Origin of the sequence: Mesorhizobium jarvisii (assembly GCF_003601985.1) — a bacterium.
Classification (GTDB): domain Bacteria; phylum Pseudomonadota; class Alphaproteobacteria; order Rhizobiales; family Rhizobiaceae; genus Mesorhizobium; species Mesorhizobium jarvisii.
In genome coordinates, this window is record NZ_QZXA01000008.1 from 78,012 (window position 1) to 102,517 (window position 24,506).

The 24,506-nt window shown below is 63.5% G+C and carries 21 protein-coding genes and 1 tRNA gene; 10 read left to right on the plus strand and 12 right to left on the minus strand.

Going from position 1 to position 24,506, the window contains the following annotated elements:
* The first annotated feature begins 7 nt into the window (after positions 1 to 7).
* From D3242_RS20720 to D3242_RS20730, 3 genes are all read left to right on the plus strand, one after another.
* Complete coding sequence (locus D3242_RS20720) at positions 8 to 1,570, plus strand: sugar ABC transporter ATP-binding protein (protein WP_064985204.1); 1,563 nt, start codon at positions 8 to 10, stop codon at positions 1,568 to 1,570.
* Positions 1,567 to 2,328, plus strand: a complete 762-nt coding sequence (locus tag D3242_RS20725) for an SDR family NAD(P)-dependent oxidoreductase (RefSeq protein WP_064985206.1) — start codon at positions 1,567 to 1,569, stop codon at positions 2,326 to 2,328. Before D3242_RS20720 ends, D3242_RS20725 begins: the two co-directional genes overlap by 4 nt.
* 126 nt (positions 2,329 to 2,454) lie before the next feature.
* Positions 2,455 to 3,444, plus strand: coding sequence for a class I SAM-dependent methyltransferase (locus D3242_RS20730; protein WP_223217825.1), 990 nt, complete (start codon positions 2,455 to 2,457; stop codon positions 3,442 to 3,444).
* Here D3242_RS20730 and D3242_RS20735 read toward each other — a convergent pair.
* Positions 3,430 to 5,088: a methyltransferase domain-containing protein gene (locus D3242_RS20735; RefSeq protein WP_223217826.1), complete on the minus strand. Its 1,659-nt coding sequence runs from the start codon at positions 5,086 to 5,088 to the stop codon at positions 3,430 to 3,432. The genes D3242_RS20730 and D3242_RS20735 overlap by 15 nt on opposite strands.
* Positions 5,089 to 5,184: 96 nt before the next feature.
* Here D3242_RS20735 and D3242_RS20740 point away from each other — a divergent pair, with 96 nt between their 5' ends.
* Complete coding sequence (locus D3242_RS20740) at positions 5,185 to 6,462, plus strand: rhamnan synthesis F family protein (protein WP_223217827.1); 1,278 nt, start codon at positions 5,185 to 5,187, stop codon at positions 6,460 to 6,462.
* 40 nt (positions 6,463 to 6,502) lie between these two features.
* On the opposite strand, the gene D3242_RS20745 is transcribed toward D3242_RS20740, so the two are convergent.
* The 6 genes from D3242_RS20745 to D3242_RS20770 form a co-directional block, all read right to left on the minus strand.
* Positions 6,503 to 7,396: an aldose 1-epimerase gene (locus tag D3242_RS20745; protein WP_064985209.1), complete on the minus strand. Its 894-nt coding sequence runs from the start codon at positions 7,394 to 7,396 to the stop codon at positions 6,503 to 6,505.
* Positions 7,380 to 7,970: an SDR family oxidoreductase gene (locus D3242_RS20750; RefSeq protein WP_223217828.1), complete on the minus strand. Its 591-nt coding sequence runs from the start codon at positions 7,968 to 7,970 to the stop codon at positions 7,380 to 7,382. The genes D3242_RS20745 and D3242_RS20750 overlap by 17 nt, the downstream gene beginning before the upstream one ends.
* Positions 7,967 to 8,746 carry an SDR family NAD(P)-dependent oxidoreductase gene (locus D3242_RS20755; protein ID WP_064985212.1) on the minus strand — a complete coding sequence of 260 codons (780 nt, stop codon included), beginning with the start codon at positions 8,744 to 8,746 and terminating at the stop codon, positions 7,967 to 7,969. Before D3242_RS20755 ends, D3242_RS20750 begins: the two co-directional genes overlap by 4 nt.
* Positions 8,747 to 8,828: 82 nt before the next feature.
* Positions 8,829 to 9,824 carry an ABC transporter permease gene (locus D3242_RS20760; protein ID WP_064985214.1) on the minus strand — a complete coding sequence of 332 codons (996 nt, stop codon included), beginning with the start codon at positions 9,822 to 9,824 and terminating at the stop codon, positions 8,829 to 8,831.
* Between the two features lie 54 nt (positions 9,825 to 9,878).
* Entirely contained in the window at positions 9,879 to 11,417 is a 1,539-nt protein-coding gene (locus tag D3242_RS20765) for a sugar ABC transporter ATP-binding protein (protein WP_038651343.1), read from the minus strand.
* 115 nt (positions 11,418 to 11,532) lie between these two features.
* Positions 11,533 to 12,495, minus strand: a complete 963-nt coding sequence (locus D3242_RS20770; RefSeq protein WP_019862553.1) for a sugar-binding protein — start codon at positions 12,493 to 12,495, stop codon at positions 11,533 to 11,535.
* A gap of 607 nt (positions 12,496 to 13,102) precedes the next feature.
* On the opposite strand from D3242_RS20770, the gene D3242_RS20775 reads away from it, so the two are divergent.
* Positions 13,103 to 14,206, plus strand: coding sequence for a LacI family DNA-binding transcriptional regulator (locus D3242_RS20775; RefSeq protein ID WP_171880346.1), 1,104 nt, complete (start codon positions 13,103 to 13,105; stop codon positions 14,204 to 14,206).
* A gap of 126 nt (positions 14,207 to 14,332) precedes the next feature.
* Positions 14,333 to 14,929, plus strand: coding sequence for a hypothetical protein (locus D3242_RS20780; protein WP_081296169.1), 597 nt, complete (start codon positions 14,333 to 14,335; stop codon positions 14,927 to 14,929).
* Between the two features lie 34 nt (positions 14,930 to 14,963).
* Here the strand turns inward: D3242_RS20780 and D3242_RS20785 are convergent.
* The 3 genes from D3242_RS20785 to D3242_RS20795 form a co-directional block, all read right to left on the minus strand.
* A tRNA-Arg gene (locus tag D3242_RS20785) sits at positions 14,964 to 15,040 on the minus strand.
* A gap of 273 nt (positions 15,041 to 15,313) precedes the next feature.
* A complete protein-coding gene (locus D3242_RS20790; protein WP_019862550.1) occupies positions 15,314 to 16,237 on the minus strand; it encodes a DUF1003 domain-containing protein in 924 nt (307 codons plus the stop codon).
* Between the two features lie 292 nt (positions 16,238 to 16,529).
* Positions 16,530 to 17,423, minus strand: a complete 894-nt coding sequence (locus D3242_RS20795; protein ID WP_064985216.1) for a D-alanyl-D-alanine carboxypeptidase family protein — start codon at positions 17,421 to 17,423, stop codon at positions 16,530 to 16,532.
* Between the two features lie 557 nt (positions 17,424 to 17,980).
* Here D3242_RS20795 and D3242_RS20800 point away from each other — a divergent pair.
* The 4 genes from D3242_RS20800 to D3242_RS20820 all read left to right on the plus strand — a co-directional run bounded on the left by D3242_RS20800 (position 17,981) and on the right by D3242_RS20820 (position 22,340).
* On the plus strand, positions 17,981 to 19,795 hold the full coding sequence (locus tag D3242_RS20800; RefSeq protein ID WP_064985218.1) for a chemotaxis protein: 1,815 nt from the start codon (positions 17,981 to 17,983) through the stop codon (positions 19,793 to 19,795).
* A gap of 338 nt (positions 19,796 to 20,133) precedes the next feature.
* Positions 20,134 to 21,228: a hypothetical protein gene (locus tag D3242_RS20810; protein ID WP_064985220.1), complete on the plus strand. Its 1,095-nt coding sequence runs from the start codon at positions 20,134 to 20,136 to the stop codon at positions 21,226 to 21,228.
* Between the two features lie 98 nt (positions 21,229 to 21,326).
* Positions 21,327 to 21,938: a nucleoside triphosphate hydrolase gene (locus tag D3242_RS20815; protein ID WP_027047624.1), complete on the plus strand. Its 612-nt coding sequence runs from the start codon at positions 21,327 to 21,329 to the stop codon at positions 21,936 to 21,938.
* Between the two features lie 93 nt (positions 21,939 to 22,031).
* Positions 22,032 to 22,340, plus strand: coding sequence for a hypothetical protein (locus D3242_RS20820; protein ID WP_038651334.1), 309 nt, complete (start codon positions 22,032 to 22,034; stop codon positions 22,338 to 22,340).
* Between the two features lie 63 nt (positions 22,341 to 22,403).
* Here D3242_RS20820 and D3242_RS20825 read toward each other — a convergent pair whose 3' ends face one another.
* Positions 22,404 to 23,108 (minus strand): glutathione S-transferase family protein, encoded by a 705-nt coding sequence (locus tag D3242_RS20825; RefSeq protein WP_019862544.1) that lies wholly within the window; start codon positions 23,106 to 23,108, stop codon positions 22,404 to 22,406.
* 186 nt (positions 23,109 to 23,294) lie between these two features.
* Entirely contained in the window at positions 23,295 to 24,503 is a 1,209-nt protein-coding gene (locus D3242_RS20830; RefSeq protein WP_019862543.1) for a beta-ketoacyl-[acyl-carrier-protein] synthase family protein, read from the minus strand.
* Positions 24,504 to 24,506: the final 3 nt, after the last annotated feature.

Below are 24,506 nucleotides of genomic sequence, written 5' to 3' on the forward strand. Positions count from 1 at the left end.
ATGCGTCTTGTCCATCACCACCCAAGCGCCGCTGTTTTCGGCCACCGCCATCGCCAAGAATTTCGGCGGCGTGCAGGCGCTGCGCGGCGTCGATTTCGATGTCGTGCCCGGCGAGGTCCACGCCTTGCTCGGCCAGAACGGCGCCGGCAAGTCGACGTTGGTCAAGATCCTCAACGGCGTGCATCCGGCCGGTTCCTACACCGGCACGATCCAGCTCGACGGCCGGCCCATCAGCTTCGCTTCGCCGGCCGATGCGCGATCCAACGGCGTCGGTTACGTGCCGCAGGAAATCGAGGTGCTCGAACAGCTGTCGGTCGCCGAGAATGTCTTTGCCGGCCGCACCGGGCTGGGCACCGGCATGCTGGTTTATCAGCGCAAGCTCGAGCAGCGGGCCGGCGAAATCTTTGCCGACCTCGGCATCGACATCAACCCCAGGGCCTATGTCGCGTCGCTGACCTCGGCGCAGCGTCATCTGGTGATGATTGCGCGTGCCATCGTCACGAAACCACGCGTGCTGATGCTGGACGAGCCGACGGCCTCGCTCTCCGGCACCGAGGTCGATGCGCTGTTCGCCGTGCTGCGCCGCCTGAAGGCGCAAGGCGTGGCGATGATCTACATCACCCACCGCCTGCCCGAGGTGCTCGCCATCTGCGACCGCGCCACGGTGCTGCGCGACGGGCAGGTGGCGGTACGGATCGCGCGCGAGGACTTCGATGCCGAGACCTTCATCTTCTCGATGTCGGGTCAAAGGCTGCAGCGGCTGTTTCCTGAACATTCAGCACCCGTCGGCGCGCCGACGGCGCTGGAGGTGCGCCATCTCACAGTCGCCGGCCACAGCGGCGCGGTCCATGGCGCCAGGGATATCAACCTGTCCGTGGCGGCGGGCGAAATCGTCGGGCTGGCCGGGCTGCTGGGCTCGGGCCGCAGCGAGATCCTGCACGGCATCTATGGCCGCGTTCCCGTAGAGGGCGAAGTCCGGGTCACCGGCCAGACCGTGTCGATCAAATCGCCCAGGGATGCCCGCGCGGCCGGCATTGCGCTGCTGACGGAAGATCGCAAACGCGACGGCCTGCTGTTCAACCTGCCGGTCGGCGCCAACATCACCATCGGCAATCTCGCGCCTCTGTCGCGTCACGGCATGGTGCGCGGCGGACTGGAGCGGAGCTCCATCCTCACCGCCATGCGCGCGCTCAACGTCAAGGCGTCGTCGCCGCAGGCCGTGGTCACCCATCTGTCGGGCGGCAATCAGCAGAAGCTGTTGTTCGCCCGTGTGCTGATGCGGGCACCGAAAGTGCTGCTGCTCGACGAGCCGACCAAGGGCGTCGACGCGGCGACCCGGCACGAAATCTACCGGCTGGTGGTTGAACTCGCCGAGAAGGGCGTGGCTTTGCTGATCGTCGCTTCCGAACTGGAAGAGCTGATTGGCCTTTGCGATCGCTGCCTCGTGGTCGCCGACGGGCGCATCGTCGACGAATTTGGCCGTGGCGAAGGCGGCGAGGACCGCGTGCTACGCTCGGTGACTGCGGCGCAAGCGGAACGCCACGCTGTGGCTGCACAGGTTTCAGCATGATGTTCGCCGGCAAACGTGTTTTCGTCACGGGTGCTGCGACCGGCATTGGCCGGGCGACCGCGGAGTACCTCGCCGACGAGGGTGCCAGGGTTTTCGGCGCCGGACTGGACGGCGCGGAGGGCAAGGCCCTTGCCGGCCGCTATGGCAAAAGCCAGTTGATCTTCCGCGAGTGCGATCTCACCCGCGAAGCGGAGGTTCAGTCGGCAGCGACGGCAATCACCAAACGGCTTGGCGGGCTCGACGCCGTCGTCAACTGCGCCGGCATCTACCCCACCGGCAAGCGGCTTGAAGACGTTTCCGACGCGGAGTGGGAAAAAACCATCGCCGTCAACCTCACAGCCATTTTCCGGGTCTGCCGCGCGACCTTGCCGCTGCTGCGCGCGGCCGGCGGCGGCTCGATCGTCAACATCGCGTCCGTCCACGCCGATGCCACGGTTCCCGGCGTGCCCGCCTATGCCGCGACGAAGGCGGCGGTCGTCGGCCTGTCGCGGCAGATGGCGCTCGACTATGCCGTCGACCGCATCCGCGTCAACGCCGTGCTGGTCGGCTCGGTCGCCACCCGCATGACGCTGGACGGGCTGGAAGCGGCCGGCGGCGCCGAAGCGCTGGGCCTGTCCTTCGAGCCCAACAGGATTGCCCGCATCGCCAACCCTTCCGAGGTCGCCACGGCAATAGGCTTCCTGATCTCGGACGCCGCGTCCTTCGTCACCGGCAGCGCCATGCAGGTGGATGGCGGCCTGCTGGCGCGGCTTCTCTAAGCCTAAACGCAATCGGCTGGTTGACTGAAGATCCGATTATCCTGCCCTTCAGTTTGCCGCGCACAGGCGCTACCCTGCCAGGGCACGGAATTCCGCAGCCATGGCTGTAGCGGGGGGCAAGCCACCATGAACATGGACTCGACCATTGCTGGTCCGACACCACATTTGACCGCCCCGGCCATCGGTAGCGAGCTTGTTTGCATCGTCGATCGCAGTTCGTGTTTCCATGGCGCGATTCACGTTTCAGGATTCACGTTTTCCGCAAAATCCCCTGTCATTGGGGTCGCCTTGCTTCTGCCGGATGGCCGCACAGTCGTCCTGTCGCAAACTGGCCTTCCCAGTGCGGATTTGAGTCGTCTCTATGGGCGACTTGCGGCGTCGTGCCGATTTGACGAGCGGGTCTTTACGGGGCTGGACAACGCTCAGATGCTGGATGTGAAACTCGAAATAAGATTGGCGGACGGGTCGAAGGAAGTGCGCCCGCTTGCGGCGGCAGATCCGAACGATCCGATACTCCCCCTGGTAAACAGATTCTTTGCCGAGTTGCGGTCACGTTCCGGCGGACATTTGCTGGAGATCGGTTCGCGCAACCGGACCGGTGCAATGTGGCGCAACAGCCTACCGCCGGGCTGGGTCTACACCGGTTTCGATATTCTGGACGGCGAGAACGTCGACATCGTTGGAGACGCCCATGAGGCCAGCCGCTTTCTGCCTCGCAAAACCTATGACGCCGTCATGTCATTTGCGGTGTTCGAGCACCTCCTGATGCCCTGGAAGGCCGCGATCGAAATGAACCGGGTTCTCAAGACAGGCGCTCTGGGGATTATCCTGGCGCCGCAGACATGGGCTCTGCACGAAGAGCCGTGCGACTATTTTCGGTTTTCGAGTCACTCCTGGAAGGCCTTGCTCAACAGATCGACCGGGTTTGAAATCATCGAAGCCATCGATGGTGTGCGGGCATACATCGTGGCCCGAGTGCACAACATATCGACGCATTTTGGCGAGATGCACACCGGAGCGTTGATGTCGGCCGTCCTGTTTCGCAAGACAGGTGAAACAAAATTGGATTGGCCGGTCTCGCTTTCCGACGTTGCCGAAGATCTATACCCTTTTTAGAACCTTTTTAGCGGTTGGTAAGGGCCGTGGTTCTTTACGCGTAGCCTTGGGGCTGCGCCTCGCCAGGATCGACAGCGCCGGACCATGCTCGTTGTCCGCTGTCTCGTGTGCGACCGCCAGATCGTCGAACCCCAGTTTAGCCAGACCCCACAGCAGATCGTCGCGATGTATCCAGCGCGGTACCGGGTCCATGCCTCCGCAAAATGTCGATGCGCCAAGCGGTCCGTAGGGGCGCGGATAAAGCGTCACCGTTCGGCCGTGCCAGTCGCGTTGCTCTGGCGCTCCAAGCGCCGCGCGCCGCCGGTCACCGACCGGCATCGCATTGTCGTCGACGACGTGAGTCCACAAAAACAGGCGATCGGTTCGGTCCGCCAACAAGTCCAGCACGTGCAGCGGGTCCGTCATATGATAGAGAACACCGCTGGCTACGATCAGCGGCCAATGCTTTGTTTCACTCTCCAGGAAGGGCACAAAATTGCCGAGCCGAAAGCTCGCGTCGCGCAAGCCAAGGATTTCCTTCGCGACCAGACAGCGAAGAAAGGCATCGCGATTGGCCTCGATGGCCAGAACCGACCCTGCACCTTGGGACAACAAAGTTGCGGTATGCGCCGCCTCCAAGGGACCTAGTTCGAGGACTTGCTTCCCGTTGAGCCAGCCACCCAGTTTCTCCGCGAGCCAAAGTATGCGTGGGTCCTCGTGCAGATGGGATGTGCCCGCCTGCAAGCCTTGCGCTGCCGGGAACGCGGTGACCCATTGGCCCTTGAATGCATCAATCGCATTTTGGGCTGACGGCGCTGATCCGATGTACACGGGAGGATCGACAACGGCCGCAGCGATGTGTTCAGGCCCGGCTTCGTTGATCGCGTCGAGCGCCAGGGCCAGTCTGTCGGGACTATGCGTCGCCGGATTGGCGGACATCACCGCAAAGAACTCGCACCCTACAGTCGGGTAAAATTGCTCTTCACGAAGTCCCAGGACTCCTGCTGCGTGCAAATCGGCCATGGCCAGGCGGAAACTGGACGGCGTGAAGACCCAGGCGTGACAGTCGACATAGTCGTCTCCTTGCCTGGTTGCCATCGCGTAGCCTGCTTGAGGCGTTCCGGCGAAAGCATACTCTCCCTTGAACCCTTCCAGCCAGACCTGCACACCTCCGCGCGTTCCATGCGATGCATGATGATCGAACATGGCCGCCGTGCCATGCCTTTTTTGCCCTGCCACATAGGCGGCCAACAGATGGCCCGCGGTACAACTGGGCCGCAGATAATCGAAGGTGTATCGACGATCCGGAATCAAGAGATACACCCGCCCACCCGGCTTGAGTGCCCGTTCGCAGCGTTGGAGGAAATGAACAGGGTCCGTGAGATGCTCAAAGACGTGACTGGCCACTATGAAGTCGAAGCCCTCGCCAGTCAGGTCGAGTTGTCTGAATTCGCCTCCATCGTCGATGGCATCTACCGTTTCAAGCCGTGAAACGTCGACGCCGATCGCAGCGTATTTCGAGCGCAATCCGTCGGCATCGGTATGATCGACAACGAGCGTTTTGTAACCTTCGGCCTTGGGCAATATGGGCGAGTATGAAGCGCCAATCTCGATGCCGCGTCCATTCTTGCCGATTGCCGTTCGGATAGTCTTTCGGAAGTCCAAGTTCGCATCCCCCGCACCGAGCGTTGCACGTCATGAGTAGACCATTTCACAGCGTCGACTGAAGTGTTATCTGTCGGGGCCGGGGGGCGCGCGGCCATGAAAAAGATCGGGCAAATTGCGAACTGGGCGGCCGCAGGAGCGTATGTTCTGGCCGCCAAGATAATTCAGTTCCCAGGCATTCTGGCCGAACGCGAGCCGCGATTTGTTTCCGATGAGACCGTGACGCCGGCAATTGGCAATTGTTATGCGATCGTCGTCAAATATCACCTCATTGGGATTACGAGCGACTTTCTCGACCTCCTGGCGACGCTTCGTCGCCAACATGTCAACGCCATTGTTGTCTGCAATGGCGATCTTCGTCCGGATGAACTCGTGACCTTAAGGGCATTTGCGCACCGCATCCTTGTGCGTAACAACATTGGCCGTGACTTCGGAGCCTACCGTGCCGCGACCTTGCATCTGGCGTCGGAGGAACTCCGACCCGAACGTATGATTTATCTGAACGATAGTGTCATTTACATTGCCGGACCTGGCTTGGACTCAATGATCAAAGCTCTGCTTCAGAGCGACTATGACGCCGTTGGCACCTACGAGAACCATGAGTTTGCCCATCATATGGGCAGCTACGCATTTAGTGTAGCCGGCAAAGTATTCGCCGATGCACAGATTCGGCGATTTTGGCGAGAGTACAGGCCCTACGACATTCGCCCCCACGCGATACGGAAGGGAGAACTCGGCTTTTCGCAATGCCTGGAGCGTTGTGGCTACCGGGTTGATGTTATCTATTCCGCCGACAAGCTCGCGCTTCGGCTCGACAAGATGTCGATCTCCGAGCTGGTAGCAACACTTCGTTACGTCCCTTATGGCGCGCTTCGCGGTTACGATCTTGGCCCGCTTCTGAAAGGCGCTCAAAGAACCGGACAAATGCTGGCGGGCAATCCCAAATCAAAAAGGCGTGGAGAAAAACGCGGAAAGGACTCCGCCATTCTCGAACAGGAATCGCGAACGCCTACAATATCGGAGTTTGGCAGGTTTTCGGCCGAAACAAAGGCCCGGCTTGCGGAAGCCGAGAAAAATGCATCCGTGGCCATTCAGATCAAACAAGAGACCCTGGTCAATCATATGATTGGGACCATCATCAATGGCAGCCAAATACACTTCGGCTTCGGGCTCTTTCATCGGGTGATGGATAGTCCTTTGGTGAAGCGCGACCTACTTATTCGGGGGATTTTGCTTGAACATGACTGTGCTCGTATCCTCGAACATCTGACGCCGCCACGGCGGGAGCCGATCATGCGCGAGTTGTTGAACCGTGGGCGGGCCGTCAATGTGCGTGGCATGCGCCGCTTCAAGCTCAGGAATGGGCTTATTTAGACGATCATCGTCGTCAGGCGCACCCGTCTTTTGCCCCGACCTAAAGCGAAAAGGGCGTGAACCAGACGGTGCCGGCAGCACTTTCGCCCTGGGCGAGGACGATCACGCCCTCGTCCGCATCATCCCATCGGCCGCGGTTGAAGGCGCCGGAGGCGTTGGTCTGCGGCTCGACGCAGAAATATGGTTTGGCCGGATCGGCGTAAAACATCAGATGCTTGAAAATCGGGTCGGCCTTCATACGCAGTCCCGCGCCGCGAGCCGGCAAGCGCAGCGTCGCTTCACCGCCCCAGCCGCCATAGTCATTGTTGCGCCAACCACTCGGGAGGGGTCTGCCTTCGGCAAAGTCGAGTTCGGGCGGCAAGGTGACGGCATCGCCTGAAATGCCGTCGGGCTCTTCGAGATAGAAACGCCTGGCGTCGAACTGCACCGTCACGTCCGGATCGCGATCGAACCAGGGATGCAGTCCAAAACCGAACGGCATGGCGACCGGACCGGTGTTAGTCAGGGTCATGGTCACGCTCAGCCCCTCATCCGAAACCGCGAAAGCCTGGGTCGCGCGGTAGGAATAGGGCTCGGCTCCGGCGGCGATGTCCAGCGACAGGGTGGCGTTGGCGGCACCTGCCCCGGTGACATCCCAGGCGTGCTGCCAACCGCTGCCATGGACGTTGAATTTCTCGGGCGGATTGTTGGGCAGGACCTGCCAGCGTCTTGCGCGGAAGTCGAAGGCGTTTCCGGCGATGCGGTTGGCATAGGGCGTCATCGGAAACATGGCGACGCCAAGCACGTTGCCGGATCTGCGATCATCTTCCGAGAGCCGGCGCATGAGATCGATGCCGCGCCAGCGCAGCGAACTCACGGAGCCGCCGATTTGCGGTACCAGCGCGACTTCGAGCGCTCCCGATCCGATGCTCAGCAATTCAGAAATTGCGGCCATAGCCTGCCGTCCAGCCACCGTCGACGCCCAGCATCTGGCCCGTCGTGTAAGTGTTGAGCGGATCGCAGAAGAACAGCACGGCCGCGACCGCTTCCTCGATGCAGCCGGCGCGGCCGACCGGCGTGTGGCTGAGCATCGCCTTGTCGCCCGAGACCATGGTTTCGTCCTCGACCGCGCCGAAGCCGACGGCATTCACCAACACCTTCGGCCCGAACTCCATGGCCAAGGCACGCATGCCGGCTAGAATCGCCGCGTTCTCCATGGAAAAGCGCGGATGACGGCGCATCGGCATGCCGGCGGTGGCCGAGATCAGGAAGACGATGCGCCCGCCGCCGCGCTCGGCCATGGCCACGGCCGCCCTGCGCGCATCGGCATGCTGGCAGCGTGGATCCTGCATCGTCGTTCCCGGGCGCAGCGGGTTGGACATCAGCAGGATGTCGGCGGCACCCCCTGCTTCGAGAACCGTGCCGCCATTGGCACGCAGTGCGGCAAGCACGGCGTCGACGATCGGGTTGGTCTCGCCATCGAGGGCCACCGTGGCGCCGTTGAGATCGATTTCCATCGCGCCACTCACATCATGTATCCCGCCGTCCAGCCGCCATCGACGGCCAGCACCTGGCCGTTGACGTAGCTGGCGGCCGGCGAGGCCAGGAACAGCACCGCCTCGGCGATCTCCCGCGGCTCGGCCGGGCGGCCGAGCGGTACATGGGCCAGGAATTCCTGCGTGCGGCCGGCGAACTTGCCGTCATCCCCGTAGAACAGCTTGGCGGTCAGCGCCGTCATCACCGAACCCGGGGCGACCGCGTTGGTCAGGATGCCTTTGGCGCCGAGTTCGATCGCCATAGACCGCGTCAGATGGATGATGCCGGCCTTGGCGGCGACGAACGGGCTCTGCAGGCGCATGGCGGCAAGGCCGACGACCGAGGCGATGTTGACGATGCGCCCGCCCCTGCCGGCGGCGAGCATGGGACCGAGTGCCGCCCGGCTCATAATGTAGAGGCCGTCGAGATCGATGCCGGTGATGCGGTCCCATTCCTCGGCCGGGAATTCGTCAATTGTGACACGATGCGCCAGCGTATTGACGCCGGCATTGTTGATGAGGATGTCGAGGCGGCCGTAACGCTGCATGATCGCGGCTATCGCGCTGCCGACCGATGCGGCATCACGGATGTCGGTGGCGCAGGCCATGGCATCGGTCAAGCCGGCCGCGACCTGGCTTGCGCCCTCGCCGTTGATGTCGGCGACGACGACCGCGGCACCATTGTCGGACAGGCGCCTGGCGATGGAACTGCCGATGGCGCCAGCCGCTCCCGTGACCAGCGCCACCTTGCCTCGCAAATCGCAGCGCATGTCCCGCACACCCCCCGAGCAATACCGGGTATGCTATTATAATATCTACAGGAGTCGGGCAAGCGGCAGCGTCGCCCCGCGATTATTCCGCCGGCGCGCCGGCAACGTTCTTGCGGGCGGCATCGACCATCAGCCGCCGTGCGCGGAACACACTCCATTGCTGGTCGACGAGCACGCCGATGAGGATGACGCCGCCCATCACCGCGAAGTTGAGCGAGGACGGGATGCCGAGCAGATTGACGAGATTCTGCAGCTCCTGCAGCAGCACGGTGCCGAGGATGACGCCGATCAGCGAGCCCTCGCCGCCACGCAGCGAGAAGCCGCCGAGCACGGCGGCGGCGATGGCGTAGAGTTCATAGAACTGGCCATGGCTGGCCGGCGAGATCGAGCGCGTGTACATGGCGAAATAGATCGCCGACAGCGCCGTCAGCACGCCGCAGATGACGTAAGCCGCCATGACGATGCGGCCGGTGCGGATGCCGGAATATTTCGCCGCCTCCTCATTCTTGCCGATGGCATAGAGATAGCGGCCGAACACCGAACGGTGCAGCACCACCCACATGACGATGGCGATGACGATCAGCGCGATGAAGCTGTTGGGCACGCCATAGGAACGTCCGGCTGTCAGGAATTCGAGCTCGGGAAAATTCTGGCCGAAGGCGAAGCCGGCGGTGCCGTCGGCGGTGTAGAAGCGGGCGACGCCGCGATAGATCAAGAGGCCGCATAAGGTGACGACGAAGGGCTGCAGCTTCAGCCTGGTGATAAGCCAGCCATGCACCAGGCCGATGATGGCGCCAAGCGCGATGATCAGCACGAAGGCCAGCGGCCAGTCCAGCTCGCGCACGGCGATGAAATCGATGAACAGCGTTCCCAGCAGCGCCACCACCGATCCGACCGACAGTTCGATGCCGCCGGTGATGATGACGAAGGCCTGGCCGATCGACAGGATGCCGAACAGGCCGATCAGGTTCGAGGTGTTGGCAAGGTTGATCGGCAAGAGGAAGCGCGGATTGATGATGGCCACGATCGCTCCGACCACCAGGATCAGGATCAGCAGGCCGAGATCTTTCTTGCTCATCGTCGTCTCCCCAATGCCTGCCTGAGCAGGTTGCGCGGTCTCGCAGCGCAAAAACTATTTAGGCTGCTTGCCCACAGCCAGCAGCAGCACGTTTTCCTGGCTGAACTGGTCCTTGTCGAGAATGCCCGAGATCTGGCCCTCATGCATGACGGCGATGCGGTCGGACACGCCGATCACCTCTTCCATGTCGCTGGAGATCATCAGCACGGCGACGCCTGCATCGGCCAGCGCGCGCATCAGCCCGTAGATTTCCGCCTTGGCGCCGATGTCGATGCCGCGCGTCGGCTCGTCGAGGATCATCACCTTCGGGTTCATGGCCAGCCACTTGCCAAGCACGACCTTCTGCTGGTTGCCGCCCGACAGCGTGCCGGTGCGCGTCTGCACCGAAGGCGCCTTGATGCCGAGATTTCTCTTCTGCTTCTCGGCGGTTGCCGTTTCAGCGCTTGCCGACACAAGCGAGCGCCTGGCATGCGCCGGCAGATTGGGCAGCGAAATGTTCTGCGCGATCGACAGATCGAGCAGGATACCGGTCAGCTTGCGGTCTTCCGGCACCAGGAAAATGCCTTGCGCGACGGCATCGGCCGCCGAACCCAGCACGAGCGTCTTGCCGTCGAGCTCGAGCGTGCCGCCAAGGCTGCCGTCGATGCCGAAGAACACGCGCGCCAGTTCGGTGCGGCCGGAGCCGACAAGGCCGGCAAGGCCGAGGATTTCGCCGCGCCTGACATCGAGGTCGACGGGCCGGCTGGGATAGGTGGGGGTGCGGACGGCCTTGGCCGCAAGTGCCACGGCGCCAGGCGCACGCGCGGCTTCCGAGGCCTTTTCGCGCTCCTTCAGCATGCGGCCTATCATCAGCTTGACCATCTGGTCGTGATTGATGTCGCGCTTGCCCAGCGTGCCGGCCAGCATGCCGTCGCGCAGCACGACGACGCGGTCGGCGACCCGCTCGACCTCGTGCAGGCGGTGCGAAATGAAGATGACGCTGATGCCGTCGGCCTTCAGCGCCTTGATGACGTCGAGCAATTTGTCGGTCTCGGCGAGCGGCAGGCTCGATGTCGGCTCGTCGAGGATGACCAGCCGTGCCTTGATCGACAGCGCCTTGGCGATTTCGACCATCTGCTGCTGGGCGAGCGACAGGTCGGCGACCTGCGCATCGGCCGAGAAATTGGCGCCGACGCGCTTCAAGAGTGGCGCCACCATCTCGCGCAGCTTCGAGCGGTCGACGAGTTTCAGCGGCCCGGCGCGCAGCGGCTCGCGGCCGAAGAAGATGTTGGCGGCGACGTCGAGGTTTTCGAACAGATTAAGTTCCTGGTGGACGAAGGCGATGCCCGAGCCCAGGCTGCCTTCGACGCTCAGCCCCTTATGGGCGGTGCCATCGACGGTGATCGTGCCGGTGTCCGGCGTGGTGACGCCGCCGAGGATCTTCATCAGGGTCGACTTGCCGGCGCCGTTCTCGCCGACGAGGCCGATGACCTCGCCCGGCCTGACCTCCATGGAGAAGCCATCCAGCGCGACGACGCCCGGATAGGTCTTGCGCACGCTCTCGAGGCTGAGGAACGGCGTGGTCGCTGCGATGGATGTATCGGAATAGTTCATCATGCCTGACAGCAGTTAGCGGGCCGGCCTTCCGGCAGACTGACGATCCTCGAAGGGTTCGTCAATGCGCGCAGCCGGCTCAAGCGAAGTTGAGCCGGCTGAACTGCCTGTGGTCTTACTTTCCGGCCATCGCCTTCAGATTGGCGGCGTAGGCGTCGACATCATCCTTGCCGATGATCTTGGTCGGGATGATGATGAGATTGCCAGCCGGGATGCCCGACTTGTCGCCCTTGAGATAGGCAGCCATCAGCTTCATGCCCTGATAGGCCCATTCGAAGGGCTGCTGCACGACAGTGGCGGCAACGGTGCCTTCCTTGACGCCGCCCAGCGTGATCGGATCGTCATCGAAACCGACGACCGTGATCTGGCCGAGCTTGCCGGCATCGCGCAGCGCCTCATAGATGCGCGGCGTGTTGTAGGAATAGAAGCCGACCATGCAGGTGACGTCGGGGCTGGCGACCAGCGCGTCCTCGACATTCTTCTTGGCGCGCGCCTGGTCGATATCGTCGCCACGCACGTCGACGAGTTCGATCTTGGTGCCGGCCAGGCCATCCTTCATGCCCTGGATGCGCTCCTTGGCATTGTCGGCGCCGAGCAGGCCGACGAAGCCGAGGCACTTGCCGCCATTGGGCATCGCCTTCTTGGCGATTTCGGCCGCCTGCTTGCCGGCATCGACGTTGGACGAGCCGATATAGGCGACACGCTTGGTCTGCGGCGCATCACTGTCGGTGGTGAACAGCGCGGTTTCAGACGCGATCTTGTTCAGGCCATCGGTCGAGGTCTTGGGATCGACGGCCGAGACCATGATGCCCTTGACGCCGGCCGTCACCAGATCGTCCATCAGCCGCTGCTGGATGGCGACCGAGGATTGTTCGGGATATTTGAGTTCGAGATTGTAGTCGGGCAGTTCGCCCTGCGCCTTCTTGACGCCGGCTTCGGCCGCTTTCCAGAAATCGGAAGCGCCGTTGACGACGAAAGCCAGTGTCGGCTTGTCGTCGGCGCGCGCGATGGCCGTCGCCGTCAGGCCGACAACCAGGGCCGCGGCGGCCACGGATGCATTGCGTATCAAGGACTTCATGTTCAACCTCCCTTTTTGGTTCAGCCGTCGGGCTGGACCGTCTTGCTCACTAGAATTGCGTGCTCACCTGAATTTGCCGTTTGCGGCTTGGATACCCCCTCCTCCTCAGGGTTTCCCGGCACTCACAAGAATGGCCTCGTTCCAGCCACGGTTGCAGACTTTAGAGACTCATCCTTCGTTCGTAAATAGTCCGATTTGTCTGACATATCACATATCCGAGACATGGCTCGCGGAGGCAATCTCCGCAAGCCATCGGACCATTGACGTTCGCTTTCCCGCCGCTCCAGACCCAACAAGGCCGGGCGCGACGGATTGACGTTACCGCGCATTTTTGTATTAGTAAACACTATTAGTTTTCAGCCGATATTCGGGCACAGCATGGCGCCACCGCGAACGGTGCACCGACGAACCCATGCCCTGGCCGCACGACGCAAGAAGCCGTGCAGCCCTTACTGTCCCTGCGCATAAGGAGCCTGATGATCGATGGACCACACGGCCGCTAATAGATATAAACGACGCGACGGTTTCTATAAACCGGCACCGCCGAGCCATCTTGTCGGACCGGCAGGCGGCCGCTAGACAGGCCGTGATTGGGGACACGAACGCCATGAGCGAGACCAGGGATTCGGCCATCGAGACGGTCAAGCGCCGCAAGGCGCCGGCCAAGCCCAAGGGGCGGGTCACCATGACCGATATCGCCCGAGCCGCCGGCTGCTCGCAGGCGACGGTTTCCTTCGTGCTCAACAATTCGCCAGGGATCAAGCTGTCGCAGCAGACCCGCGAGCGGGTAATCGAGGCCGCGAGGACGCTTGGCTACAGCGCACCCGCCTTCTCGGCGCTGCGCAAGCCTGTTGCCGCCTTCGACGGGCTGGACGGGGTGATCGGCTTTGCCGTCGACCAGCTGGCGACCAGCCCGGAGGCGGTGGTGGCGATCGAAGGCGCGCGCCAGGCTTCGTGGAATGCCGGCAACGTGCTTCTGGTGGCGCAGACCATGGGCGACGCCGTGATGGAGCCGCGCGCCATCCAGGCGCTGACAAGGCGGGGCATTTCGGCGCTGATCTACATGACCATCTTCACCCGCGAGATCACCGCGCCCGACTTCCTCTACAGCCTCGACATTCCGGTGATCCTGCTCAATTGCTATACGGCCGACTATGCCTTCCCCGCCGTGGTGCCCTCCGAGATCGCCGGCGGCCAGAACTCGACAAGGCACCTGATCAGCCACGGCCACCGCCGCATCGCCACCATCACCGGCGAGCCCTGGATGCAGGCGGCGCAGGACCGGCTGAAAGGCTACCGCCGCGCGCTCGCCACCGCCGACATTCCCTTCGACCCGGAGCTGGTGGTCGAGGGCGACTGGTCGGCCAGTGCGGGCTACGCTGCGACCGTCAAGCTGCTCGCCCTCAAAGACCGCCCGACCGCCATCTTCTGCCAGAACGACCGCACCGCGATCGGCTGCTACGAGGCGCTGAAAGAAGCCGGCCTGCATATTCCGCAGGACATCTCCGTGGTCGGTTACGACGACGAGGAAATCGCCCGGCATCTGTTCCCGCCGCTGACCACTTCGATCCTGCCGCATATGGCGATGGGCCAATGGGCGATCGAACAGCTGGAAGCGCCGACGGCGCCCGGACAGGGGCGGTATCCGATTACGAAGCTGGAGTGCCCGCTGGTGGAGCGGGAGAGCGTGCGGGCGGTGGCTGGAGGCTGAGGCAAGGCGGCCGAGCCATGCGTTGCGCGGAGCGGCGGCATTCTTTCGACAGCCGACCAAGGTCATCGCATTCCGGTCTGTCTTCGGCCAGTTTGCGGCCAGGCAATTGTCGTTCATACTCCGGCCATGACGCGTCCGGGCTTGCGCTGTGTGCAGGTATTCGCGGCTCTGCTGGCCGCGAGCTGCCCGCGCGCCATGGCCGACGGGATCTTCGAGGCGGGCGCCTACTCCTTCTCCGACGAACGCGGCGGCTTCCGGATCCTTTCGGCCACGGGCGCCGGGACCCGCGCCGACCCGATCGTGGTCACCGAGGAACTGGACACCGCCGACCCGGTGACGCTGACCATACGCGCCGCGCGGCCGATCCAGCCCTTCGGATCGACGGGCAACTACTCGACCGGCTTCTTGCCGCTGAAAATCGTCACCCGCAACAACAGCGGCGAGGCCTGGATCGAATTCGGATTCGAGCTGCAGGCGATCCTGAACGCGCCGAGCGATTATGGCGACGGGCTGTCCTTCGACCAGGCGCGGCGCGTGGACAACATGATCAAGTCCGACAGCTTCGCCGAATTCAAACGCGACTTCGAACCCTATGACCGGTTGCTGTTCAGCAAGGGCAAGGTCGACCCGCAGGAGAGTGCGTCGTTCTCGTTCCTGGTGACGGACTTTTCGCCGAAGGATCGGTTTTACCTGGTGGAGGAGCCGAGGGTGCCTTCGTCGTAAGGGAGTCTGCGGACTGTAGCGCTGGTGCAAGGTCTGGCGCACCCGACAGGATTCGAACCTGTGACCTCTGCCTTCGGAGGGCAGCGCTCTATCCAGCTGAGCTACGGGTGCTTTCAGGATCGACAATCCGGAAAACGAACCAGCCGGTGAACCGGCAAGTCACGGCTTCTTAGCGGAAGCCGGCGCGGGCTTCAACGGGCAATTGGCGATTGAGCGGCGTCCTGTGAAGGGGGTGGGGTGGGTTAGTGCTCTAACGGGTGCGCTTGTTGGATATGGCGCTCCCCCTCTCCGTCTCGGCTTCGCCGAGCCACCCTGCCGGGGCGAGCCACGAGTCTCGCCCGTCCTTCGGACCCCCCACATTCGTGGGGGCGAGAAACCCAAGCGTCACTCCCCCGCCTCACTCTTCACCACCCGCCGCCCGCGCACGGCCCGCTTCACCTTCTTGGTACCCGCAAGCTCGTTCATCGCGTCGAGCTGCATCTGCTGCATTTCGGCCAGGCGCGTCCATTGGCGGGAGATGAGGTAGTCGAGCTTTTCGTGCAGATGGCGAACTTCGAGCTCGGCCTTGAGGTTGACGCGGTATTCGTTGAAGGAGCGCAGGCGGTCTTTCACCTCCTGGCGCTTCTGGCTCATCATGATGATGGGCGCCTGGATGGCGGCGATGCAGGAAAGCAAGAGGTTGAGCAGGATGAAGGGATAGGGGTCGAAGGCGCCGTTCAACCCCTCGAACAAATTGACGCCGATCCAGACCAAGAGCACGGCGGCAAACGAGATCAGGAACCACCAGCTGCCGCCAAAGGCGGCCATATTGTCCGAGACGCGGTCGGGGAAGGTGCGGTGCTCCTCGAATTCTTCTTCCGAGTTCTCGGAAATCGTGTCCTGTCTGGCGATCGATTCCACCACCTGGCGGTCGAGCTCGGAGAATTCGCCGTGCTCCTGCTGCAGCAGCTCTTCCATATAGCGCATGCGGTAGCGGCCGAGCTCCTCGCGGCTGATGCGGGCGCCCCGGGGCAGGTCCGGATGGTCGGAGCGGATGCGGTCGGCCAGGCTCGGGCGCAGCGTGTCGATGCGCACCAGGTCGCGCTTGTGGAATTTGCGGCCCGAGATCGCCGACGGCTTCTTCTTCGGCTTTATGCGCGACGTTCCTAGGCCGGTGGGTTCTGAGTCCGGCACTTCGGGCGTGTCGAAATGCTCGTCCGAAACCTCGTGCAGGTCTTCCGGCGTGATCGGCGCCTCGAAATATTCGCCGCCGCTGTCGTTCTCAGTGTCCGCCGCCTGCTGCTCGGATGCCTTGGGGACAGTGCTCATGGTGCGGGCTCCTGCTGTGGCGCTGCTGGTCTGAGGATACGCCGAGGTGACGGGGCATATCCACTGTCGGTTTGCGCTGCCTATGCCATGGCTTCCCGACGATTGCATGACAACAGGATAACAATAGCCGGCTGCGGGTTTTTGGGGGCGGTTCGCGGGTTCATAGCGGCGCGCCATCTGAGACCCTGGAGATTAGCCGAGGCCACCCCGACTTCGTCATCCACGGGCGGAGCAAGGAGCGCAGCGACGCGGCGCAGACCCTGGATGACGAAGTGAAGCGGTTCCGCCCTTGCTATTGCTGTTCGGCGAACATCAGCCTGGTGTTGGCGTCGGCCGTGGTCGGCGACAGGCTGCGCTGGATCAGCGCCTCGACATGGTCGTTGCGCTGGCGGGCCGAGTCGGCGCCCATCACCACCACGATCAGCTGGCGGCCGTCGGCATTGTAGGAGGTGACGATGTTGAAGCCGGAGGCCCTGATGTAGCCGGTCTTGATGCCGTCGACGCCGCGCACGCGGCCGAGCATGTCGTTGTGGCCGCGCACCAGCCTGCCGCGGAACATGAAATCGCTTTCGGAGAAATAGTGGAAATGCTGGGGGAAGCGCTGGCGCAGCGCCATGCCGAGCACCGCCATGTCACGCGCGGTGGTCATCTGGCCGTCGTCGGGCAGGCCTGAGGCGTTGCGGAAGGTGGTGCTGGTCATGCCGAGCGAGCGCGCCTTGGATGTCATCATGGCGGCGAACTGGTCCTCCGAGCCGCCGAGATATTCGCCGACCGCCACCGCCACGTCATTGGCGGATTTGACGACGATGGCGCGGATGGCCGAATCGACGTCGATGGTTTCGCCGCGCCGGAAACGCATCTTGGTCGGTGGCTGCGAGGCAGCGTGGTCGGAGACGGGGATCTGCGTTTCCTTGGTCACGCGGCCGGACTCCATCGCCTCGAACAGGAGATAGAGCGTCATCATCTTGGTCAGCGAGGCCGGATAGCGCTGCGCCGTAGAGTTGACCTCGAATATCTGCTTGCCGGTCCTGACGTCGACGACGATGGCCGCATATTTCTGCGGCGGCGCGGGCACGGACAGCACCTGGTCCGGCGGGGTCGTGGTCGAGCAGCCGGCCACCATCAGCAACAGGCCGAGGGCGACGAGAACTCTCTGGAGGAGCGGGAAGGAACGCAATTTGGACAAGGGCGGGACTGTTCTGGCGATGCTGTTGCTGAGATAAGGCGAAGCTAACGTAACGCGCTGGATGCGTCCATTTGGTTAATGGCGGTTAGCCCCAGGATTGTCGAGCTCGACCTGGTTCCTCTTCCCCGCTTTGCGCTACGCTATGCACACATCTTCTGTGACTGGCGTGACTGATCGACGCAAGGCTTGATTGCCACGTGGCTCCCCCAATCCGTCGCTGCTTCGCAGCGCCACCTTTCCCCCCTCCGGAGGGAAAGGAAGGGAGCATTGCTGCACGAGCTTTGCCGGCGAAAAAGCCTGGCGCCTTTCCTCTACCCCGTCGATCGGGGGAGAGGTGGCTCGGCGAAGCCGAGACGGAGTGGGGGTCGACCAGCGCTGCCATGCAGGCTATCGCCAAAGACCAGCCTCTTGGAAATGTGTGCATGCCGTTGCACGGTAGTGAGGGCGAGGAACTTGAGGATTTATCCGCCCCGAAAACGCCTGTTTCTGTGTCTTTCCTTGCAAGAGCCGCGTTTCCTGTGGGAAGGGGCGTGGCATTGGCTGGCTTGGGGGGTGGCATGATGAATATCGGGGCCGGGGGCGCAGCGCCCTCGCTTATCAAGGCATCGCTCAGCCGCACCGGCAAATGGGCCGGCAGCGTGGCTTTCATCAGCGGCGCCGTTGGCGACGTGCTGAATCCGCTGGCGCCGTTCGCCGCCTATATCGCGCTGGTCGCGTCGATTGCCGCGGCCATCATCGCCATTGCCATTGTGCTCAGGCTCGTACTGGCGGCCAAGGCGCTGCCGGCGCTGTTGTTCGCCACCAGTGCGGCGGCGGTCGCCGGCGGCGTCTTTGCCGTGCAGAAGGAAACCAATTCGCAGAACGGCGTCATCGCCGGCCTGGTGCCGGCGATCGCGCAGCTGCAGCAGTCGATGGGCATCGTCTCCGAAAAGGTGGCCAAGATCGAGCAGACGGTGACGCAGACGCAGAAGACCGTCGAAGAGGTCAAGAAATCGACCGACACGGTGGCGCAGAAGACGGACCAGATCGCGTCCGCGCAGCAGCAGCAGACGCAGCAGGGCGCGCAGACGCAAAAGACCGTCGAGGCGGTCAAGCAGACCACCGACACGCTCGCCGCCGGCCAGCAACAGCAGCAGGCCCAGGCCGAAAAGCTGCAGGCGACGACCGAGCAGATCGCCGCCTCGATCGACACCATCGCCAAGGGGTTTGCGCAGCTTTCGGCGCAAGGCGGGGCGATCGCCGAGCCGAAGCGGCCGGACGAGTTCTACCACAATGCCCGCGTCTACGAATTGTCGGGCGACATGCTCAACGCAAGACGCTCCTACCTCGCCTTTGCCGGCTTCGATGTCGACGCCATCGACCCTTATACGCGTTTTGCCACGCTGCTTCGGGTGCAGGACGGCAAGGCGGGCGCGCGCGAAGTGTTCGGGCAGCTGGCCGACAAGGGCAAGGCGCTGTCGATCAAGCTGGTGCATATATTGCAGTTTGAGGACGCGCAGCGGCTGGACAAGCTCGACGCCTTCGTCACGGCCAATCCCGACTACGCGCCGGCTTATTTCCTCAAGGCGCAGGAGTTTTCGGAAGACCGCCTCGGCAGCCAGACGCTGGCCGACAAGCGCAGCGAAGCCCAGGCGCTGACCAAGTTCGTGTCCTACGAGAAGGATGGCGGGCTGCTCAAATATTTCGTCGACCAGACGCAGTTGGCCGACTGGCTGGACCGCAGCCGCAGCCGGCTGGCCGCCCTTGGCGACGTGCTCGACCCGGCGCGCTTTGCGCCTTCGCTGACGCCGATGCGCTCCAACCAGGGCTGGTCGATGACCATTTCGCTGCCCGAGCCGGCGACCGCGATCTCCTGGCGTCTGGGCACCGCCGGCCGGTTCACCGACACCGGCTTCCTGGCGATGAAGGACCAGGCCACCGGCAAGCCGATGGCCAATCCGAGCTTCGAATTGCCCGACAGCACGGCGGCGACCACGATCGCGATAAAATATCTCGACATAAGGGGCCGCGAGACCGGCCCGTTCGACATAAGCTTCGATCCGGACGCCGCGCTGCAGCAAGGCGACAAGCAGATCCTCGACCAGTTCTGGACGTCGTGGATCGCCTTCGATTCCGGCGGCAATCACGGCCTGGTCTATTTCACCCAGATGCTGTCCTACCGCTGTGCCATCAAGGAGGTGCGTTACAGCCTGAACGGCGCCGCGCTCGACAAGTCGCTCGAGATCCCGCCTTGCGACAAGAAGGACCCCTACGCCATCCCCTACGACGCCAAGGGCTATTTCAAGGTCGCCGACAGCGTGAAATCGATGTCGGTGCAGGTGACCTACACCGACGGGACGAAATCGCCGGTCAGGGAATACGAACGGAAGTAGGCCTGAGAGCGCTGGTCATGGCGATGGCTTCAGTTTGGCCCTCGTCTTCCCTCGTTTGCGCCGCCCCTCACCTGCCTGCCGGCATCCTCTCCCCGTGTAGAGACGGGGAGAGGGCGCTGTCGTCAACAGTTTCGCCAATCATCAGCGTTGCAGAGAAAGCTCCAGCGTGCGGCCAGTTCCCTTCTCCCCGTCACTATACGGGGAGAAGGTGCCGGCAGGCGGATGAAGGGCAGCGCCGACGGCTTCCATTGTGCCTGATGCAAAATGCCTTATGCAGTGCTTGCGCAATCAGCGCCTACAGGTTCTGTTTGCGCCCGTCAGATTCGGGTGAGAGCGCTATGGATACGATCACGATCAAGGCCAAAGGTATTTCGGTTTCGCTCGACCTCACCGTCGGCCACATCGCCGACATGACCGTCGAAAGCGACGGACGCCAGCTGAAGCCGCTGCACCGCGCGCCCTGGGTCGACGCAAACGAGACGCTACCGAACGACCTGCCGCAAGGCACGGTCCGGCTGTCCGGCGATTTCCTCTGCGCGCCGTTTTCGCGCAGCGATGTCGAGGAGGCGCCGCTGCATGGCTGGACGGCCAACAGTGCCTGGGAGGTCACCGAAAGCAGTGCCACGGACGGCGGCTGGCGCGCTGTCTTCCGGCTGCGGCACGAGGTCATGGGCGCCAGCGTCGACAAGATTTTTACGCTCATCGACGGCCATCCCTTCCTCTACCAGGAACATGTGTTTTCCGGCGGCTCCGGCGCGATTTCCGTCGCCCACCACCCTATGACGGTGATGAAAGGCGGCGGACGGCTAGCCTTTTCGCCGAAGCGCTTTGCCGCGACGCTGGCCGATCCGCTGGAGCCGGATCCCGCGCGCGGCCGCTTCATGCTGGCCTATCCGGCGCGTTCGGCCGAGCTCGGCCAGTTTCCCGCCGCCGGCGGCGGCACGCTCGACCTGACGCAATACCGCATGGAGGACAGGCGCGAGGATTTCATCACCCTGGTCGAAGCCGACCATGCCGGGCCGGGCTGGACGGCACTGGCACGCCAGGCCGAGGAGGACCTGGTGCTGGTGCTGAAGAACCCCGCGGAGCTGCCTGTTACCATGCTGTGGCTGAGCAATGGCGGGCGCAACTATGCGCCGTGGAGCGGTCGCCATCTCGGCGTACTCGGCATAGAGGACGGCCGCACGGCGATAGGCCATGCCGCTTCCATCGGCGACAACTGGCTGAAACGCGAAGGCGTGGCGACCGCCTTTGCGCTCGGCGAAGGCCGGAGCTTTTCGTTCCGCCATGTCATCGGCGCCCTGTCCGGCGGCACCCCGCCGCGAGAGATCACCACGGCCGACGGCCGGATGCGGCTTGCGACCGGCGGCTCGACGTCCGACGTGCCGTTCGACAGCGCGTTCCTGCGCATCGGCCAGCCTGCGGCCGCCTGAGGCGAGGTATGACCTGAGCGCAGGGTTTGAAATTTCCGCCGACTGCCGCCAAAATGCGGCGTAATGTTTCGCCGATCATCCAGGCAAGTGAGGCTCCCATGTCCGAAATCGCCCACCTAGCCGCCACCATCTTCAAACGTGCCGGCAAGGCAAAACGCTTCATCGTCGCCATCGCCGGACCGCCAGGCTCCGGCAAGTCCACGCTGTCGGCCGGCCTGCATGACCTTTTGCCGGAAGGGGCGGTGGAAGTCGTGCCGATGGACGGCTTCCACTATGACGACATCGTGCTCAACGCGCGCGGCATGCGGGCGCGCAAGGGCGCGCCGGAAACCTTCGACTTTGCCGGCTTCGAGACCCTGATGAAGCGCATCCGGGCCGGCGAACCCGACATCGCCATTCCCGTCTTCGACCGCAGCATGGAATTGTCGCGCGCCGCCGCGGCTATCGTCGGCACCGAGACCAAGTTCATCCTGGTCGAAGGCAATTACCTGCTGCTCGACGAGGAACCGTGGGCGCGGCTGGCGCCGCTGTTCGATTTCTCGATCTTCGTCGACGTGCCGCGCAATGAGCTCGAGCGACGCCTGATGGAACGCTGGCACGGCCATGGCCGTTCCGACGAGGAGGCGCGCGCCTGGATCGCCTCCAACGACATGCCCAACATCGAACGCGTGCTGGCCCGGCGCCGGGCCGCCGACCTGATCATTGGTTAACACGCTTAATTTTCGGTATTTCTTGGCGGGAACCTTAAGAGTTTCGCGCCGTTATGCCTGACAACCCATTTGTCCGGCGTAAGGGATTTTCCAATGGCCACCAAGGCAAAAAAACCAGCCAAGACGAGGCCTGCGAAGGCAACTCAAGCGAAAGCCGGTGCTGGCCCCGCGATTGCAGAACGCTCGAAAGACGCCAAGGCCGCTTTCGGCAAGGCCGCACCGCGAAAAGTCGTACCGGTCGCCAAGACCGCCAGCCCGCGCAAACCGGCGCCGGCAAAGGCCGGTGCCGTCAGGACGGCGGCTAATGTTGCCGCCGGCGCGGTGGTCGCTACCGCGCGCGGCGCCGTCTCGCTGGCGGCCTCGGTAATCGGCAGGGGCGGCTCGAAGGCCAAGGCGAAGTAGCAGGCTGCTCCGCCCGACCGTGTGTATTGGGCCAAGGCCGTCGCCTTGCAGCGACAGGCCGCACTAGTCCTTTGCCGGAATGGTCAGGCCCTTCTGGACCGCCGGCCGGGCCAGGCCGCGCTCCAGCCAAGCCGCCACATTGGCGAAATCATCGAAACCGACGAGGTCGCGCGCTTCATAGAAGCCGATCAAATTGCGCACCCAGCCGAGCAGCGAGATGTCGGCGATGGTGTAGTCATTGCCCATGATCCATTTGCGGCCCTTCAGCCTGCCATCGAGCACGCCAAGCAACCGCCGCGATTCGTCGCGGTAACGTTCCAGCGGACGCTTGTCGGCGATCTCGCGGCCGGCGAATTTGTGGAAGAAGCCGACCTGGCCGAAGATCGGCCCGATGGAAGCCATCTGGAAGAAGACCCACTGGATCGTTTCGTAGCGCCGCGCTGCGTCCGCCGGGACGAGCAGGCCGGTCTTGTCGGCGAGATAGAGCAGGATGGCGCCGGATTCGAAAAGGCCGATCGGCTTGCCGTCCGGGCCGTTGGGATCGATGATCGCCGGGATCTTGCCATTGGGGTTGAGCGACAGGAATTCCGGCGTCCAGCTTTCGTCCTTGCTGATGTTGATCAGATGCGGCTCATAGGGCAGGCCGAGCTCTTCCAGCGCGATCGATATCTTCACGCCGTTCGGCGTCGTTGCCGAATAGAGCTGGATCTGGTCGGGATGTTTGGCCGGCCAACGGATGGTGATCGGAAAGGCGGACAGGTCGGCCATCGGGAAACTCCTGAGCGGGGGATTTGGCGCGCCAAGGTGCGCGGTGTTGGCGGGTAGGCCCAAGAACTAGGCCTGCGACCCGCTAGGATCAATATGGCGGCGGCAGTTTCGCCATCCTTATCCTTGGACACCGAATCGAACGCGGTGGATGGTGTCCCCGCCCTGGGGCGGTGGTGACCGCCGAGATCAGATGGCCTTGAATGCCAGCACCGCGTTGGTGCCGCCGAAAGCAAAACCGTTGCTGATCGCGGCGCGCACCTTGCGCTCGCGCGCGACATTGGGCGTCACGTCGAGATCGCAATCGGGATCGGGTTCACGGTAATTCGCGGTCGGCGGCACGACGCCTTCGCGGATCGCCATGACGCAGGCGATCATCTCCAGCCCGCCCGAAGCGCCGAGGCAATGGGCATGCATCGACTTGGTCGAGGAGACCGACAGCGAGCGCGCGTGCTCGCCGAAGACGCGCTTGATCGCGTTGGTCTCGATCTGGTCGTTGGCCTTGGTGCCGGTGCCGTGCGCGTTGAGATAATCGATGTCCTCGGGATTGAGCCCGGCATCGGCGAGACAGAAGCGCATCGCCGCTTCCGGTCCCTCGATGGTCGGGGCGACGATGTCGGAGGCATCGGCCGAAAGGCCGGCGCCGGCGATTTCGGCGAGGATGGTGGCGCCACGCGCCATGGCGTGATCGTAGCTTTCCAGAACCGCCATGCCGGCGCCTTCGCCGAGCACCAGACCCTGGCGGTCGGCCGAGAACGGCCGGCAGGTGTCGGGCGACAGCACGCGCAATGCCTCCCAGCCCTTGAGCACGCCCCAGACCAGCGGCGCATCGGTGCCGCCGGCGACCATCACGTCGGCACGGCCGAGCCTGATCTGGTCGACCGCGGAGGCGATGGCGTGGTTGGCCGACGAGCAGGCCGACGTGACGCCGAAAACCGGTCCACGCAGGCCAAGATGCATGCTGACCTGGCCGGAGGCGGCACCTGGCATGACCCGGGGCACGGTGAAGATGCCGGCGCGATTCTTGCCCTCAATCAGAATAGCGCGATAGTTCTCCTCGACGGTCTCGAAGCCGCAGACGCCGACCCCGACAATGGTTCCCATGCGATAGGTGTTGTCGGCATGTGGGGCCAGGCCGGACTGCTGCATCGCCTCCTTCGCAGCGATAACCGCCAGCAGGCTGAAACGGTCCATCGACACAAGCTGCTTGCGCTCGATGCCATGATCGGGCAGCGCCTTGATCTCGCAGCCGGTCTTGACCTTCAGGTCATGCAGGAAGGGATTGTCGATGGGGCCGATGGCCGAACGGCCGGCCCGCATTTCAGCCCAGATCGACTGCGCATCGACGCCTAGTCCGCACAGCCCGCCGATGCCGGTAATGACGACGCGTTTCAGCATTCG